The sequence below is a fragment of the Aequorivita xiaoshiensis genome, assembly GCF_022008395.1.
In the GTDB taxonomy this organism is placed as follows: domain Bacteria; phylum Bacteroidota; class Bacteroidia; order Flavobacteriales; family Flavobacteriaceae; genus Aequorivita; species Aequorivita xiaoshiensis.
Map to the genome: position 1 here is coordinate 149,518 of NZ_JAIRBB010000004.1, position 16,490 is coordinate 166,007.

The following is a 16,490-nucleotide window of genomic DNA, read 5'->3' on the forward strand; positions in this document are numbered from 1 at the left end:
AGTTAATTGTGATGAATAGGTAGTTTTTATAAAATGATTGCACAAAAAATCCCTTCTACATTTTATAACGCAGAAGGGATACTCCTTAAAAATCTTAAGGTTACTACTTTCTAGAATTATTTTTAAATTCTTCGAAAGCACCAAGCTCTTTTTGTCTTGGCCAAATATTGTTTGTAGTATCTATATCTGCAGTTTCTTCCTCTGAATCTACTTCAACTCTTACAATTTCTTTTTCGGAAGCAATAACTTTACTTACATAGTCATCATTCTTTCTCCAAATTTGAGCTGGATATGTAATTCGCTCAGAAGTTCCATCGCTATAAGTGTACTTAGCTAATATAGGCATTGGAATACCGCCTGGCTTTTCAAAAGTAATTTCATGAAAGTACTTCGGGTTTTTTAGATATGCCCTTTCTTCTATTGGAATATTTTCTTCAATATAATCTTTTAAAGATTGTACATCCATAAGGTTAGTAGTTTTCATACTTTCTTCGTAATCCTCGCTATCTTCAGTAACCATATACACCATTGCGGGAATTTCGGTTTCAAGAATTCCTCGTTCAGCGATAATTTCTTTTACCTCCTTAGTCATTTTAGAAGTGACGTGATACTTTTTTACATCTTTTACTCCTATGTCTACATAGTTGGTTGTGTAAAACCATTCTCTCCAATACCAATCTAAATCTACAGCCGAAGCATCTTCCATTGTTCTAAAGAAATCTTCTGGGGTAGGGTGCTTAAACATCCATCGATTAGCATAGGTTTTAAATGCAAAATCAAAAAGCTCACGCCCCATAACAGTTTCTCGAAGAATATTTAATGCTGTAGCTGGCTTTCCATATGCATTGGCTCCAAAGCTATAAACATTTAATCCTTTGGTCATTATTGGTGCTAACTGACTTTGATCACCAGCCATATAATCTACGATGTTTTTTGCAGGCCCACGACGCGACGGATACTTTTTATGTGGTGCTATAGCATCTGGGTATGTTTCTCCAAAATCTTGCTCGGCAACGTATTGTGTAAATGTATTTAAACCTTCGTCCATCCAAGTCCACTGACGTTCATCGCTATTTACAATCATCGGGAAATAGTTATGTCCAACCTCGTGAATAATTACGCTTATCATTCCAAACTTAACGCGCTCTCTTATTGTGCCGTCTTTTTCAGGTCTTCCATAATTCCAACATATCATTGGGTATTCCATCCCTTGATTTTCAGCACTTACTGAAATTGCTTTTGGATACGGATAATCAAAAGTCATTCGTGAAAAAGTTTTTAGAGTACTAGCAACCGCACGCGTTGACCAATCGCCCCAAAGCGGATTAGATTCTGGTGGGTATAACGAAACTGCCATAACAGAACCTGTTCCCATTTTTACCGCCATCATATCCCACATATATTTTCTTGAAGTTGCAAAAGCATAATCCCGTACATTTTCAGCTTTAAACTTCCAAGTTTTCTTTGCTTTAGAAAATCCTTTTGAAGCTGCCTCAGCTTCTTCTTGTGTTACAACCAAAACCGGTTTATCGAAAGACTTTTGAGCTTCTTCATAACGCTTAAACATATCTTTTGTGAACACTTCTTTTCTATTCTGAAGGTTCCCTGTTGCATCCAAAATATGATCTGCAGGAACAGTAATATTCACCTCAAAATTTCCAAATGGCAATGCAAACTCATCTCTTCCCCAAAACTGACTATTTTGCCATCCTTCTACATCGTTATATACAGCCATTCTTGGATAAAACTGAGCGATTACATACCCGCTATTTCCATCTTCAAATGTTTCGTAACCACTACGCCCACCAACAATCATATAATCGTTAACGTTATACCACCACTTAATAGAAAATTTAAACTTTTCTCCTGGTTTTAAAGCTTGAGGCATATCAATACGCATCATTGTACGATTAATAGTATAATTCAATGCATTTCCTTTTGCGTCTTTTACTTCCAATATATTAAACCCACCATCAAAAGCTTCAGTCATATAATTGTCAACAAAAGTCGAAGGCATATTTGCAGGAGAAACCTCTGAAGGCTCAATTAAAGGTGATTTCGAGTCTTTTGCTCTCACATTTTGATCGAGTTGTACCCACAAATACTCCAAAACGTCAGGGGAATTATTACTGTAAGTAATCGTTTCAAACCCACTAATCCTCTTGTTCTCATCATCAAGCTCAATATCCATAATATAGTCTGCTTGCTGTTGATAATAATGCGGACCAGGGGCACCACTAGCAGTTCTAAACATATTTGGGGTGGCAAACTCTTCATTGAGCTGCTTAAATCGATTGGTATTGTAATGGCCTTGTTCTCTTTTAACAGGTTCTGCTTCGTTTTGTGCAAATGCATAACCAGAGAAAAAAAATAATACGGTGAGGATTAGAATGTTGGTTGATTTCATTCGGAAGATTTAAAAGTTTAATAAGCCACTTGGTTCATCCCTATCAAGAATTAAACTTCGCCGGCTTTTAGGTGTTTTTAAATGAATAATATTCTGCTGATCTGAAAAAATTTCAGTCAGAACTTTATTTTCAATTTCAATTGTCTTTAATTCTATTATGTCTTTTACTTCAATATAGGAAACAACCATATCTACATCATATTCTTTACCAATATATTCAAGCTTCACTGGTTTCCCGTTTACTTTAATATTTATTTTTTGAAACAGGTAGTTTTCTAGAAGCTCATCCACTGTAGGCGATTCATTTTTTCCACCTAATAAAATTGAAGAGTCATGCCGTTGTTGTAGTGCATCTTCAAGATCATCTGTGAAGATTTTGGCTATTATCTGAAGAGAATTTTTCTGCTTTGCATATTCAATTTTTGTAATACTTACATAAAATTTATGAGCCGGAGCACCAGACATCAAAGGAAGAACAATTAATAAAATAAGGATTTTGAAGTATTTCATATAAAAATCAAAAGACAAACTATCTGTAGATTACTACCTAAAGGAGTACAATACTAATTATTTTTTTTATCTTTTTAAGACAAAATTAGGCTTAGAAAACAGACATTTATGAAGAAAATTGTTTTCAAATTTTATTTTTCACATAAAATTTCAGGAAATTACTCACCTCGCTTTTTATACTCCTTGCTTTTATCAAAAAGGAAGTCCATTAATTGCATTTCGTTTTCAGGATTTAATAAATCCTTTTCCAGACCATTTTCTTGTGCATAAAACAAAAAGTCTACAGCTTTTTCTTGAGGAATATTGAAGTTATCTTCTATAAATTCCTTACTAAAACGCTGTTGTATATTATTACTTATAAGATTTTCGTTTTCTTGTTTTTCAACAACTGACACCTTTTTTCCATTCGGAAATAGTAATTGCCCAACTCCACCTAAAATAGCTAGAACATCTGCACCATTTTTAAGGGCATAGCTGTTAAGTGCTTCTTCGGCTGCATTTCCAGAAATAGCCGTTTTATCGTCTGGCTTAAAATTGTATCCATACTCCAAGGCTTTATAGCTCAAATCCCAGTCTTTGGCCACATTATACGTAGGGATTTTGATTACGTCTACATTGATATTCCCTGATAAATCATAAGGCCTTACTACAACCTCCTCCAATTGATTTACTGCAGGATTGAGAAAAATATTCATAATTTTCCTATCCACAACTCCTTTATCTATTACAACTGTAAATTCTTGATATTGCAGCGCAGTAATCTGCACTCTATCGTTTTCTGCTATTGCAATTTCAAAAGTTCCATCAGCATTAGTGATAGTCCCATTTTGAGCAGAAATATTATACACTGAAATTCCTTCGGCATCTTCACCCTTGGGAACGTGAAGTTTACCAGAAACTTTAACACGGTCAATTTCTTGTGCTAATATTGCGGGACTTACTATTATGAAAAGTAGAAGAAGTAGTTTTTTTGTCATCTATTAAAGATACGGATTTGTTTTGACTATGAAAACTAAAAGTTTCCATACGCATTGGTTAAATTTACATACTTTAAAAGTCAACATTTTTATTTTATTAAAACTGACAAGAAAAATCATTCAAAATGAAAAACCTTTTAGTAGTTAGTACAAGCACTGTTTACGGTGGTGAATATTTAGATTATATAACAGATGAAATGGCCGAATTATTTAAGGACACTGAAGAAGTTATTTTTATCCCATACGCTCGACCTGGCGGGATTAGCCACGATAGTTATACTGAAAAGGCTGCTAAAGCATTCGATAAAATAGGTAAAAAGATAATCGGACTCCACACCTTTGAAGATCCTATAGCTGCAATTAAAGACGCAAAAGGAGTTTTCACTGGTGGCGGAAATACATTTGTATTAGTTAACGCACTATATAAGTTTGAAGTAATACAACCGCTTCGAGAAGCTATTTTCAACGGAATGCCATATATGGGAACTAGTGCTGGAAGTAACATTTGTGGAGTGTCTATGCAAACCACTAACGATATGCCAATTGTATATCCACCCTCTTTTAAGACATTAGGAGTAATCCCTTTTAATTTAAATCCTCATTATTTAGACCCAGATCCTACTAGCAAACATATGGGAGAAACACGAGAAACGAGAATTGCAGAGTTTCACACTCAAAACACTATTCCCGTGGTCGGACTTCGTGAAGGAAGTTGGTTACGTGTAAAAGGAGATGATATTATTTTAAAAGGTGATTTAGATGCACGCCTGTTTAAACAAGGACAGAAGCCGTATGAAATTTCAAGCGGCAAGGCTCTTAACTCTGAGCTAGTTTAACTCTTTTACAAAATGATAGCCTTTGGCAACAAAGCCTTGGTTATAAAAAAACTTATGCGAAGGAAAATTTTGCACATAACTATTCAGTTCTATCCAGTTGCATGATTTTTTCTTTGCATAATCTGTAACAAAATTGGTTAGCATCTCCCCTATGCCTTTTCCTCTATAATCATCGTCGATAATAACGTGATCCATTTCTACATTTTTACCAGCATAATGCCGAGTTTGGAACCACAAACCGCAAGTGCCTATTAAAACTTCATCGTCAAATATACCTAGGCACTCATAATTTTGTGTAACCATTTCAAGCAAACGTTCTTTTATAAGGTCCTCGGGAACAGCGTAGTTTCCGAGTTTCTGTAATAGCGGAACAATATTTAAAATATCTTTAGATTCAATAATGCGGATTGAAATAACGTTATCTTTCAAAATAATGGTAATTTTAAAACTTCATAATTTACTATAATGAAGCGTAACGAATTTATTAAAATTTCTGGTCTTGCAGGTCTGAGCTTAGCTATTTTTCCGCATTTTTCTTTTAGTACTTTTTCTAAAGAATTTACCCGAAACCAACTTATTGGTAAAGGTAATCCTGATATTATAGGCGAAAGCTATACTTCCAAGATGCACAAAACCACCAAAGAAGCGTTCAACAAAATGAAAGCAGCGGCTGCAAAGGATAATTTTAATATAGAAGTTGTTTCTTCATACCGAAGTTTTCAACGTCAAAAGGAAATTTTCGAAAGAAAGTATAGAAGTTTTACTTCTAAGGGACTTTCTCCTATGGAGGCTATTGAAAAAATTATTGAGTATTCCACAATCCCTGGAACTTCTCGCCATCATTGGGGTACCGACTTAGATATTATTGATGCTAATGCCTCTCGGCCATCAAGTGTTTTACAACCTGAAAATTTTCATGGAAATGGGCCGTATTGCGACTTTAAAGTTTGGCTAAATGAAAACGCCGAAAAGTATGATTTCAATGAGGTTTATACCGACAATGGAAATCGAAAAGGTTTTAAATACGAACCTTGGCATTTTAGTTATGCTCCAGTATCTGTTCCTATGTTAAAAGAATACAAAGAAAAGATTGACGTAAAGAAAATGCTTGCGGAAGAGAAACTTTTAGGAAGCGAGCACTTTTCTGATGATTTTATCAAAAGATACTACACTGATAACATCTTAGATATAAATCCAAAATTACTCCCTCAGGGAAGCTTATAAACATTTATACGGTCACAGTATTTAAACTATTATTAAAACAAAAAATCTTAAAATGAATAAAAAAGTCCTTTTAATGATTCTTGACGGTTGGGGCATTTCGCAGAATCCAGAGGTATCTGCTATAGCTCAAGCCAACACACCATTTATAGATTCTCTTTACCACAAGTATCCAAACGCACAGCTTCTTACTCATGGAATGAATGTTGGTCTTCCTGACGGACAAATGGGTAATAGTGAAGTAGGACACATGAATCTAGGAGCTGGACGAATTGTATATCAAGACCTAGCCAAAATAAACATGGCTGTTGAACAACAAAAGTTAAATCAAGAACCTGAGCTTCAAAAAGCATTTGAGTACGCAAAAAAGAATAATAGAAATTTACACTTCATAGGCTTAGTTTCTAATGGTGGCGTTCATTCACATATTGGACACTTAAAAGGCTTACTGTCAGCAGCACAAAAAGAGGGAGTAAAAAACATGTATGTTCACGCTTTTACCGATGGACGGGATGTTGATCCACATTCAGGAAAAGGATTTATTAAAGAATTGGAAAACCACTTAGACCAAACTGGAGGAAAATTAGCCTCAGTCATCGGTCGTTATTTTGCAATGGACCGTGACAAACGTTGGGAACGTGTAAAAAAAGCTTACGATTTGTTGTGTTTCGGCAAAGGTAAACCTTCAAATAATGCAGTAGCAAGTATTGAAGAAAGTTATGCGGAAGGAATTACAGACGAATTCCTTGAGCCCATTACAATGACGACTCCTGAAAGTAAACCAGTTGCTACAATACAAGCAAACGACGTTGTGATTTTCTTCAATTTTAGAACTGATAGAGGAAGACAACTCACTGAAGTTTTAACTCAGAAGGACCACGATAACTTTGAAATGAAAACCCTTCCATTGTATTTTGTAACGCTTACAAATTACGACGATTCCTTCGGAAACATAAAAGTTGTTTATAACAAAGAAAACTTAACCGATACTTTAGGTGAAGTATTGGAGAACGCCGGTAAAAAGCAAATCCGAATTGCAGAGACTGAAAAGTATCCACACGTAACATTTTTCTTTTCAGGAGGAAGAGAAGTTCCTTTTGAAGGTGAAAAACGTATTCTTTGTCCTTCTCCAATGGTGGCTACTTACGACTTAAAGCCTGAGATGAGTGCTTATGAAATTCGCGACAAGATTTTACCAGAAATAGAAAATGAAACCGCAGAGTTTATTTGTTTAAATTTCGCCAACCCAGATATGGTTGGACATACAGGTGTTTTTGAAGCAGCTATTAAAGCTTGTGAAACTGTAGACAATTGTGTAAAAGCTATTGTAAACCAAGCTTTAAAAAGTCATTACACTACCATAATTATTGCCGACCATGGAAATAGTGAAACAATGCAAAACCTTGACGGCTCACCAAACACAGCACACACAATTAACCCTGTGCCCATCATTATTGTTGACGAGGATATAAAATCGGTTAAAAATGGAATTTTAGGTGATATAGCTCCAACAATTTTAGATATTATGGGGGTAGCTCAACCTGAAATAATGACACAGAATTCTTTAGTTTAAAATATTTAATATAAAAATCATCATCAAACTTAACTATGAAAAAAGTAATTTTAATTCTCTCTGCTACCTTTTTAGTAGCCTGTACTTCTTCAAAAGACAAAAAAAAATCACTTGAAAACAGTGCAATTGAAATGACAACAGAAAATAGTAATAAAAAAATTAACGACACTGTTGCCTATGAAGACACAGTTATGCTTTTAGGAGAATCTAACAGACAAGGATTACTAATGGAGCCTTTTAAAGAATGGTACAACTTAGGTTATAGTCATTACAGAACAGCTCCAGAAGTTGCAAATGAGTTAAAGCCACTTCTTGAAGATGTATCTATTTCCGTTTTTATGGGTACTTGGTGTGAAGACAGTCAGCGTGATGTTCCACATTTGTATAAAATACTAGACGATACCGGTTTTAACGAATCTAACCTTAGCTTAGTAAATGTTAACGACGAAAAAGCTACACCTCAAGGATTAGAACATGGAAAGGATATCATTAACGTACCCACCATAATATTTTATAATGATGGAGTTGAATTAGGTCGAATTGTAGAGTACCCCATTGAGACAATTGAAAAGGATATGCTTAAAATTTTGAGTGGAAAAGATTACAAGCACGCTTACGCCGAATAAAACTTTAGCATCGGTATAATTCTTTGTAATTTTGCAGCTTGAAAAAAATTGAAAATGATTGGAGAAACAATAACTATTGCTGTAGATTTTGATGGAACCATCGTAGAGGACAAGTACCCTCGTATTGGCAAACCTATCATCTTTGCTTTTGAAACATTAAAGAAACTGCAGGATAAAGGTCATCGACTTATTTTATGGACGTACAGAAAAGGTCCGGAATTGGAAGAGGCAGTACAGTTTTGCAAGGACAATGGTATTGTTTTCTACGCAGTCAACAACAGCTTTCCTGAAGAGGAATTCAACCTTTCTCACAGTCGCAAAATAAACGCAGATATTTTTATTGACGACAGAAATGTTGGCGGCCTTATGAGTTGGGGAGAAATTTACCAAGAATTAGTTGGAGAAAAACCTATTTCTAATAAATATACTACTAAAAAGAAAGGGTGGTTTTCCTTTTTGAAATAAAGATATGATTATACCAAAAACGAGAGAAGAAATTGAATTAATGCGCGAAAGTGCATTGGTAGTATCCCGTACTTTAGGAATGCTTGCAAAGGAGGTAAAACCAGGGGTTACAACTAATCAGCTAAATAAAATGGCTGAAGAATACATCCGTAGCCAAGATGCGATCCCAGGATTTTTAGGGCTTTATGACTGTCCCTCAACTTTACTTACTAGTGTAAACGAAGCAGTAGTTCATGGACTTCCTACTGATATACCTTTAAAAGAAGGAGATATTGTAGCGATTGATTGCGGAGCGATAAAAAATGGATTTTACGGTGACCACGCTTATACTTTTGAAGTAGGTGACGTTTCACCAGAAATCAAAAAACTTTTGAAAATTACTAAGGAATCTCTTTATATAGGTATTCGCGAATTTAAAAAAGGAAATCGTGTTGGAGATGTAGGATACGCAATCCAAAAATACTGTGAGGCACATGGTTATGGCGTAGTTCGTGAACTTGTAGGTCACGGAATTGGTCGTAAAATGCACGAAGATCCGGAAATGCCAAATTACGGACGTCGTGGCCGCGGAAAGAAATTTATAGAAGGAATGACAATTGCGCTAGAACCTATGATTAATATGGGAACTCACAGAGTGAAGCAATTAAGTGATGGTTGGACTATTGTAACTTTAGACGGACAACCAAGCGCTCACTTTGAACACGATATTGCTCTTGTAGATGGAAAACCTGAATTACTATCTACCTTTGATTATATTTATGAAGCGCTAGGTATTACTAGCGATGAAGAAAAAGAATTCAGAAACTTATAAATTTTAAGGCCTTTGCACCTATGCGTTTAATATTTAATCGCAAGGTGCAAAAATTTAAGAGTTTAAGCCCTACACTTTGTTCAAGAAAATCCTAAATACCATTCCTCGTCCTTTGCTTATCAGGCTGAGTATTATCGGACGTCCGATTCTTGCTTTTTTCTTGAGAGGCAATAAATTCACTGATCCAATAGACGGGAAATCTTATCGAAAGTTTCTTCCGTATGGATATGAAGTTATTCGTGAAAATGCACTTTCTCCTGGAACTCTCTCCTTAGAAAGACATAGGTTGTTTTGGCTTTATTTAAAAAATGAAACCGGTTTTTTCACGGATAACATAAAAGTTCTTCATTTTGCTCCAGAACAAGCTTTCTATAAAAAATTCAGGAAAATGAAAAACCTGGATTATACAACAACAGATTTAAATTCTCCGATTGCTGATGTAAAGGCTGATATTTGCAATTTACCTTTTAAGGATAATGAATTTGATTTTATAATTTGCAACCACGTTTTAGAGCATATCCCCGACGATACTAAAGCGATGATGGAATTATACCGTATTCTAGCTCCTGGCGGCACTGCAATTCTTCAGGTACCTTATAAAGCCGATTTGGATACTACTTTTGAAGACGACAGTATTACAGACCCAAAGGAACGCGCAGAAATATTTGGACAGTATGATCATGTTCGTGTTTATGGGATGGATTACTTTACAAAACTAGCAAGCATAGGGTTTAATGTAGAAGCTGTAGATTACACAAGTACTTTAACTTCTGAGGAGGTTGAAAAGTACAAACTTCCGAAAGGCGAATTAATTCCAGTTTGCCGAAAACTAATTTCCTAATTGTCTTTTAAAACCTTTGGTAATAAAAACCTGATGGTTGTTTACTGAATCATTAAAAGTTAGATATGCCTCTACACCTGGAAGATTTTCAAGTAAATTTTTAGACTTTTCAAGACCTAAAGCCATAAATGAAGTTGCATAAGCATCCGCCATAGCACAAGTTTCGGCAAGTACGGTTGCGCTAGTTACATCACTCTTTTCTGCAGAACCTGTTAAGGGGTTTAAGGTGTGTACATATCTTTTACCAGTTGCTGAATCTATTCTAAACTTACGGTAATTTCCTGAAGACGCCATTGCAATATTTTTAAGCTTAACAGTAGCTTCATAAGAGCGATCAGTTAATTCGGAGTCTACGGTTTCAATACCTACTATCCAATCTTGCTGACTTTTTAAGTTCTGCCCCTTAGCAAGTATCTCACCGCCTAATTCAATAAGATAATTACTAATTCCTTTAGACTCTAAATAGCGGCCAATACAATCAATTCCGAAGCCTTTAGCTACTGCATTAAAATCGAAGTAAATTTGAGGATATTCTTTAGAAACTGTTCCGTTTGCTTTTAGTTTTACTTTGTGAAATCCAACATAGTTCATAAGAGAATCTAAGGTTGTACTATCTATAACATTCAAATGTTTTACATCACCAAAGCCATAAGCATTCCGCAATACTCCAATTGTTGGATCGAAATAACCATTAGTTTTCCTATTCACATCTTCCGAAATTTCAAATACTTCTTTGAAAATAGCATCCACAACTAATGTAGAATCGCCACGATTAATTTTTGAAATATCACTTTCGGGAATATACGTACTTACAGAATAATTTACGGCATCGATAACGGAGTCTATTGCCTTTTTAAAATTTAAATCTTTTTCTGAGTACAATTGAATATTATAAGTAGTACCAAAAGCTTCACCCTGAAGGTGGATAGGAGTGTTTTTATTCTTATCACAAGAAGTTAATACTAGTAAAAAAGATAATGCAAGGTATTTCATAAATTGAAACATATGATAAGTGTATAGTATTGAACTAGATTAAATTATTTCTTGTAACCCTTTATAGACAAGCGTGTAATCTTCGTTTTTTAAAACAGGCTTACCGTAATCACTTCCATGTCCTAAACCTACACCAGCATAATAAGTTTTTGCATCAAATTTAGATGCGTGTTCTTTTATGGTTTGCATAAAAACAGGGTCGTATGCAGTAGCATCTTGAGGATAAGATATAGCTCTTACAATAATAAAATGAAGTTCCTTGTTTTTTAAAGCAACAAACTGCGGATCCTTTTTAAGTTTTGAATTAACCCCTAAAAATTCAAATCCATCTTCTTTCAATTGTTTCCCAACAATATTCATTGCAAGGTTATGTAATTCTTGTTTTGTAAGTTCTTCTGCCATAATTAGTTCAAAATTAAGGAAAATAGGACTAGGTTATACAAAAAAACCGTTTCAAAATTGAAACGGTTTTTAAATATTTAAGCTGTTTTTTATCCTCCGAAGTCATCGAAACGGATGTTCTCATCTGGGATTCCGAAGTCTTCACCCATTTTTTGAACAGCTTGGTTCATCAATGGAGGACCACAGAAATACAATTCGATATCTTCTGGAGTATCGTGGTGGTTTAGGTAGTTATCAATAACTACTTGGTGAATAAACCCTACGAAACCGTCTCCTTCTTCATCGTGAATGTCCTTTTTCACTTTCCAGTTATCTTCTTCTAATGGTTCAGAAAGTGCTAAGTAAAACTTAAAGTTCGGAAATTCGTTTTCTAGTTCCTTAAAGTGATCTAAGTAGAAAAGCTCTCTCTTAGAACGTCCACCGTACCAATATGTAACTTTACGTCCAGTTTTAAGTGTTTTGAATAAGTGGTATAAGTGAGATCTCATTGGTGCCATTCCTGCTCCACCGCCAACATAAAGCATTTCCGCTTCTGAAGGGTTGATAAAGAATTCACCGAAAGGACCAGAAATAACAACTTTATCTCCTTCTTTACAGTTAAAAATATAAGATGAAGCGATACCTGGATTAACATCCATCCATCCGCCTTTTGCACGGTCGAATGGCGGAGTTGCAATACGAACGTTAAGCATAATCTCACGTCCTTCTGCAGGATAAGAAGCCATTGAGTAGGCTCTTTCTGTAACTTCGGTATTCTTCATCACAAGTGGCCAAAGTTTAAATTTATCCCACTCCTCTTGAAATTTGTCTGGTCTATCGTGCTCCTCTGGGTGAGCCGTAATATCCATTTCTGAAAATTTAACCTCACATGGCGGTATTTCAATTTGAATATACCCTCCAGCTTTATAGTTCATATCCTCAGGGATTTCAACTACAAATTCTTTAATAAAAGATGCAACGTTGTAGTTTCTAACAACAGTAGCCTCCCATTTTTTAATTCCAAAAATTTCTTCTGGAATTGAAATATTCATATCCTGCTTAACTTTAACTTGGCAAGAAAGACGTGCACCTTCTTGTAACTCTTTACGAGTAAAGTGAGGAGTTTCTGTAGGCAATGCTTCACCACCACCCGATAATACGTGGCATTCACATTGAATACATGTTCCACCTCCACCACAAGCAGATGGTAAGAATATTTTTTCGTTACTTAAAGTAGTTAGAAGTGAGCCACCACTTTCTACTTCAATCACCTTTTCGTCGTTGATAGTAATCTTTACAGGCCCCGACGGTGATAATTTTTGTTTGGTAAAGAGTAATAGTGAAACCAATAACAAGGTTAGCACTAGAAAGGCTACAACTGTTACTATAATTACTCCGAGTGTACTTACTGCTAAAAACATACTATTGCTTCGTTATAGTTGAAACTTCAACCGCTTTCACGGCCTCTGTATTTTCATTTTGAATTTGTTCAGTTTGAATTCCTAAGTTTTCAGGGTTTCCTTCTAATGAAGATGTGTCCTCATCACCACCGGTTAACATACCTCCGAAACTCATAAATCCAATCGCCATTAAACCAGTAATAATAAAAGTAATCCCCAATCCTCTTAATGGTGCTGGAACATTTGAGTAACGGATTTTTTCACGAATGGCTGCAATAGCAAGAATAGCTAAAAACCAACCAATTCCTGAGCTTATTCCGTAGTTTAATGCCAAGCCTAAAGTTTCGATTTCTCTAGATTGCATAAATAATGATCCTCCTAAAATCGCACAGTTTACAGCGATAAGTGGTAAGAAAATACCTAAGGAGTTATATAGAGAAGGTGAAAACTTCTCAACAACAATCTCTACCAGCTGAACCATAGTTGCAATGGTTGCAATAAAAAGAATAAATGATAAGAAACTCAGGTCATAAGAAGCATATTCTTCACCTAACCAAATTAAAGCTCCATCCTTTAATATATATTGATCTAAAAGCCAGTTTATAGGTACGGTAACTGCTAGTACAAAAATAACTGCAGCACCAAGACCAACAGCAGTTGATACTTTTTTAGACACCGCGAGGTAAGAACACATTCCAAGGAACGTGGCGAATACCATGTTGTCTATAAATATCGATTTAAAAAATAACTCTACGTGTTCCATTTGTTCAGTAATTGAATTTGCAGCTTTAGTTAAAAAATAGGAATACCTACTACAACCATCATCTGCCTAGTTTGTTATTCCTCTATTAAGTCTTTATTTCTTGCGCGTTGTACCCAAATGATTAATCCTACGATAATCAAAGCCATTGGAGACAATAGCATAAATCCATTGTTTTCATACCCTATAGCATAAAGCCCAGTTTTCGTAATTGGATCTCCAAGCACTTGATATCCTAAAAGTGTTCCAGAACCAAGTAATTCTCTAAAGAAACCAACGATTACAAGTATAAGACCATAACCAGCAGCATTTCCAATACCATCTAAGAATGATCTCCAAGGACCATTAGCCAATGCAAATGCCTCAAAACGCCCCATGATAATACAGTTAGTAATAATCAAACCAATAAATACAGAAAGTTCTTTACTTAACGAGTAAGCAAAAGCCTTCAATACTTGATCTACAACAATTACCAAGGAGGCCACTACTACCAACTGAACGATAATTCTAATTTTTGAAGGTATTACATTACGCATTAACGATATTACCACGTTTCCAATCCCCATAACTGCAAGTACCGAAATGGCCATTACAATTGAAGCTTTAAGTTGGGCTGTAATAGCTAATGCAGAGCAAATTCCTAAAACCTGAATTGTAATAGGGTTATTATCCGCTAGAGGATCTAGAATAAGCTTACTGTCTTTTTTTGATAGCAATCCCATAATTTATTGATTTAAAGATTTTAAATAAGGAAGGTACATTCTCATATCCTTTTTAATCATTGCTGTTACTCCATCACCAGTGATAGTTGCTCCAGCAATAGCATCAACCTTATTGTCGGTTTTATTTTCGTTAACAGGGTCGTTATTACCTTTTGCTACGGTTATTCCTTTAAAAGTATCGCCATCTAAGATGTGCTCACCAGTAAAGTCGTCCATAAAATAGCGTTGCTTAATCTCAGCTCCTAGACCTGGAGTTTCCCCCGCATGGTCAAAGAATACACCTTGTACCACTAACGATTGGTCAACAGCTACAAAGCCCCAAATTGCATCCCAAAGACCTTTACCTCTCATAGGAATTACATAAAGAGTTTTACCATCCTTCTCTCCTACAAATAAAGGAAGTCTACGCTTGTAGTTTGGGTCTTTCGCTTTGGCTTCTTCTTGTTTAATATCTATTAAATACGCTTCCGAATCTTCTGTTACTTCTTCACCTTGAATTACTAATTGCTTAGTAATGTATTTTGAAAAAGCTTCTTCAACTTTATCGGTAGAGATAAATGAGATATCACCATCACCTTCATTATCATTAACACCCATAGCGTAAAGAATGTTTTGCATCTTTTCGAAACGCTCATTTAGTGTTATTTTACTTTTTAACCCTTGTGCAACACCGGCTAAAAGTGATCCCACTACAATTACCATAATCACTGCAAAGATTATAGTATATGAGTTTTTATCTGTTTTCTTTGACATGATTACGCTGTTTTAGCTTTTAAACGTTTCATTCTCTTCTTAATATTTCCTTGTACCACGTAATGGTCAATTGTTGGTGCAAATACGTTCATCAACAATATTGCAAGCATCACACCTTCTGGGTAAGCCGGGTTAAACACTCGTATTAGCACCGAAATAAACCCTATAAAGAAACCGTAATACCATTTACCCATATTGGTTTGCGAACCTGTAACTGGATCTGTTGCCATATAAACAATCCCGAACGCTAAACCACCAATCACTAAGTGATGCCAGAATGTTTCGCTCATTAATCCGTAGAAAGTATTTCCTTCTTGAATCCAACCAGCATTTACAACACCGTTAAAGATAAGCCCCATCGCTAAAGCACCAATAACCGCTGAAAGCATAATTCTCCAGCTTCCAATTTTTGTGTAAATTAAAAATGCTGCACCTAGTAGTATTAAGAAAGTAGAAGTTTCTCCTACCGATCCAGGTATAAAGCCCCAGAAACTATCCCATATACTATAAATAGGTTCTTGGTTTTGAGCTAGGCTACCTAATATTGTTTCTCCAGAAATTGCATCAGGTTGTCCCGTCATTTCTTTAGCACCGTGTACCCAAACTTTATCTCCACTCATCCAAGTTGGATAAGCAAAAAACAAGAAAGCACGAATAGTAAGCGCCGGGTTAAGGATATTCATTCCAGTTCCACCAAAAACTTCTTTACCAATTACAACACCAAAAATTACCGCTACAGTAAGCATCCAAAGTGGAATATCAATAGGAACAATAAGCGGCACAAGCATACCCGTTACCAAGTACCCTTCTTCAACTTCGTGTTTGTTGATAATTGCAAAAATAAATTCTATTAATAGACCAACCCCATATGAAATTATAACCAAAGGCAATACCTTCAAAGCACCTAGAGCAAAATTGTCCCAAGTAAAAAAGTTAGCTAAAGGATCTAATCGCAACGTTCCATCTATAGCAGCATAATGCTGATATCCAGCATTAAAAATTCCGAAAATTAAACAAGGAACAAGTGCCATAATTACCGTATTCATTGTTCGCTTTAAATCGTCCACTACTCGAACGTGCGAACCAGAATGTGTGGTTTCATTTGGCATATACAAGAAGGTATGCAACGCATTAAATGCAGGAGCCATTTTCGTACCTCTGTACTTTTCCTTTAGCTTATGTAAATTCTGTTTCAATCCCATATACTACGTATT

General features: G+C 35.5%; 18 protein-coding genes. 7 read left to right on the top strand and 11 right to left on the bottom strand.

All coding sequences use genetic code 11. The annotated features are described in order from the left end of the window. Nucleotides 1-103: 103 nt before the first annotated feature. From K8344_RS07285 to K8344_RS07295, 3 genes are all read right to left on the bottom strand, one after another. The gene (locus K8344_RS07285; RefSeq protein ID WP_237608079.1) at nt 104-2,407 is read right to left on the bottom strand and encodes a M1 family metallopeptidase; all 2,304 of its coding nucleotides are present in this window, start codon (nt 2,405-2,407) and stop codon (nt 104-106) included. Nucleotides 2,408-2,416: 9 nt separating this feature from the next. Continuing rightward, nucleotides 2,417-2,917: a DUF6702 family protein gene (locus tag K8344_RS07290; protein WP_237608080.1), complete on the bottom strand. Its 501-nt coding sequence runs from the start codon at nt 2,915-2,917 to the stop codon at nt 2,417-2,419. Nucleotides 2,918-3,075: 158 nt separating this feature from the next. Next, entirely contained in the window at nt 3,076-3,894 is an 819-nt protein-coding gene (locus K8344_RS07295; RefSeq protein WP_237608081.1) for a carboxypeptidase-like regulatory domain-containing protein, read from the bottom strand. A 125-nt stretch (nt 3,895-4,019) separates the two neighbouring features. On the opposite strand from K8344_RS07295, the gene pepE reads away from it, so the two are divergent. Further along, nucleotides 4,020-4,730, top strand: a complete 711-nt coding sequence (pepE, locus tag K8344_RS07300; RefSeq protein WP_237608082.1) for a dipeptidase PepE — start codon at nt 4,020-4,022, stop codon at nt 4,728-4,730. Here the strand turns inward: pepE and K8344_RS07305 are convergent. Continuing rightward, nucleotides 4,722-5,159 carry a GNAT family N-acetyltransferase gene (locus K8344_RS07305; protein WP_262913407.1) on the bottom strand — a complete coding sequence of 146 codons (438 nt, stop codon included), beginning with the start codon at nt 5,157-5,159 and terminating at the stop codon, nt 4,722-4,724. The two genes, pepE and K8344_RS07305, sit on opposite strands and share 9 nt — an antisense overlap. A gap of 36 nt (nt 5,160-5,195) precedes the next feature. On the opposite strand from K8344_RS07305, the gene K8344_RS07310 reads away from it, so the two are divergent. The 6 genes from K8344_RS07310 to K8344_RS07335 all read left to right on the top strand — a co-directional run bounded on the left by K8344_RS07310 (nt 5,196) and on the right by K8344_RS07335 (nt 10,267). Next, nucleotides 5,196-5,954, top strand: coding sequence for a M15 family metallopeptidase (locus K8344_RS07310; RefSeq protein WP_237608083.1), 759 nt, complete (start codon nt 5,196-5,198; stop codon nt 5,952-5,954). A gap of 52 nt (nt 5,955-6,006) precedes the next feature. Then, nucleotides 6,007-7,524, top strand: coding sequence for a 2,3-bisphosphoglycerate-independent phosphoglycerate mutase (gene gpmI, locus K8344_RS07315; RefSeq protein WP_237608084.1), 1,518 nt, complete (start codon nt 6,007-6,009; stop codon nt 7,522-7,524). 35 nt (nt 7,525-7,559) lie between these two features. Beyond that, on the top strand, nt 7,560-8,150 hold the full coding sequence (locus K8344_RS07320; protein WP_237608085.1) for a thioredoxin family protein: 591 nt from the start codon (nt 7,560-7,562) through the stop codon (nt 8,148-8,150). Between the two features lie 54 nt (nt 8,151-8,204). After that, on the top strand, nt 8,205-8,615 hold the full coding sequence (locus K8344_RS07325; protein ID WP_237608086.1) for a BT0820 family HAD-type phosphatase: 411 nt from the start codon (nt 8,205-8,207) through the stop codon (nt 8,613-8,615). Nucleotides 8,616-8,619: 4 nt separating this feature from the next. Continuing rightward, on the top strand, nt 8,620-9,426 hold the full coding sequence (gene map, locus K8344_RS07330) for a type I methionyl aminopeptidase (RefSeq protein WP_237608087.1): 807 nt from the start codon (nt 8,620-8,622) through the stop codon (nt 9,424-9,426). Between the two features lie 76 nt (nt 9,427-9,502). Then, nucleotides 9,503-10,267: a class I SAM-dependent methyltransferase gene (locus K8344_RS07335; RefSeq protein WP_237608088.1), complete on the top strand. Its 765-nt coding sequence runs from the start codon at nt 9,503-9,505 to the stop codon at nt 10,265-10,267. On the opposite strand, the gene K8344_RS07340 is transcribed toward K8344_RS07335, so the two are convergent. From K8344_RS07340 to K8344_RS07370, 7 genes are all read right to left on the bottom strand, one after another. Beyond that, complete coding sequence (locus K8344_RS07340) at nt 10,256-11,260, bottom strand: FAD:protein FMN transferase (protein WP_237608089.1); 1,005 nt, start codon at nt 11,258-11,260, stop codon at nt 10,256-10,258. The genes K8344_RS07335 and K8344_RS07340 overlap by 12 nt on opposite strands. Before the next feature lie 39 nt (nt 11,261-11,299). Next, the gene (locus K8344_RS07345) at nt 11,300-11,662 is read right to left on the bottom strand and encodes a Na(+)-translocating NADH-quinone reductase subunit F (RefSeq protein WP_165146992.1); all 363 of its coding nucleotides are present in this window, start codon (nt 11,660-11,662) and stop codon (nt 11,300-11,302) included. An 89-nt stretch (nt 11,663-11,751) separates the two neighbouring features. After that, a complete protein-coding gene (nqrF, locus tag K8344_RS07350; protein ID WP_237608090.1) occupies nt 11,752-13,062 on the bottom strand; it encodes an NADH:ubiquinone reductase (Na(+)-transporting) subunit F in 1,311 nt (436 codons plus the stop codon). A 1-nt stretch (nt 13,063) separates the two neighbouring features. Continuing rightward, nucleotides 13,064-13,804, bottom strand: coding sequence for an NADH:ubiquinone reductase (Na(+)-transporting) subunit E (gene nqrE / locus K8344_RS07355; protein WP_237608091.1), 741 nt, complete (start codon nt 13,802-13,804; stop codon nt 13,064-13,066). A 74-nt stretch (nt 13,805-13,878) separates the two neighbouring features. Next, complete coding sequence (locus K8344_RS07360) at nt 13,879-14,523, bottom strand: NADH:ubiquinone reductase (Na(+)-transporting) subunit D (RefSeq protein WP_237608092.1); 645 nt, start codon at nt 14,521-14,523, stop codon at nt 13,879-13,881. 3 nt (nt 14,524-14,526) lie between these two features. Next, nucleotides 14,527-15,276, bottom strand: a complete 750-nt coding sequence (locus tag K8344_RS07365; protein WP_237608093.1) for a Na(+)-translocating NADH-quinone reductase subunit C — start codon at nt 15,274-15,276, stop codon at nt 14,527-14,529. A 2-nt stretch (nt 15,277-15,278) separates the two neighbouring features. Further along, nucleotides 15,279-16,478, bottom strand: a complete 1,200-nt coding sequence (locus tag K8344_RS07370) for an NADH:ubiquinone reductase (Na(+)-transporting) subunit B (protein WP_237608094.1) — start codon at nt 16,476-16,478, stop codon at nt 15,279-15,281. Between the last annotated feature and the right edge of the window lie 12 nt (nt 16,479-16,490).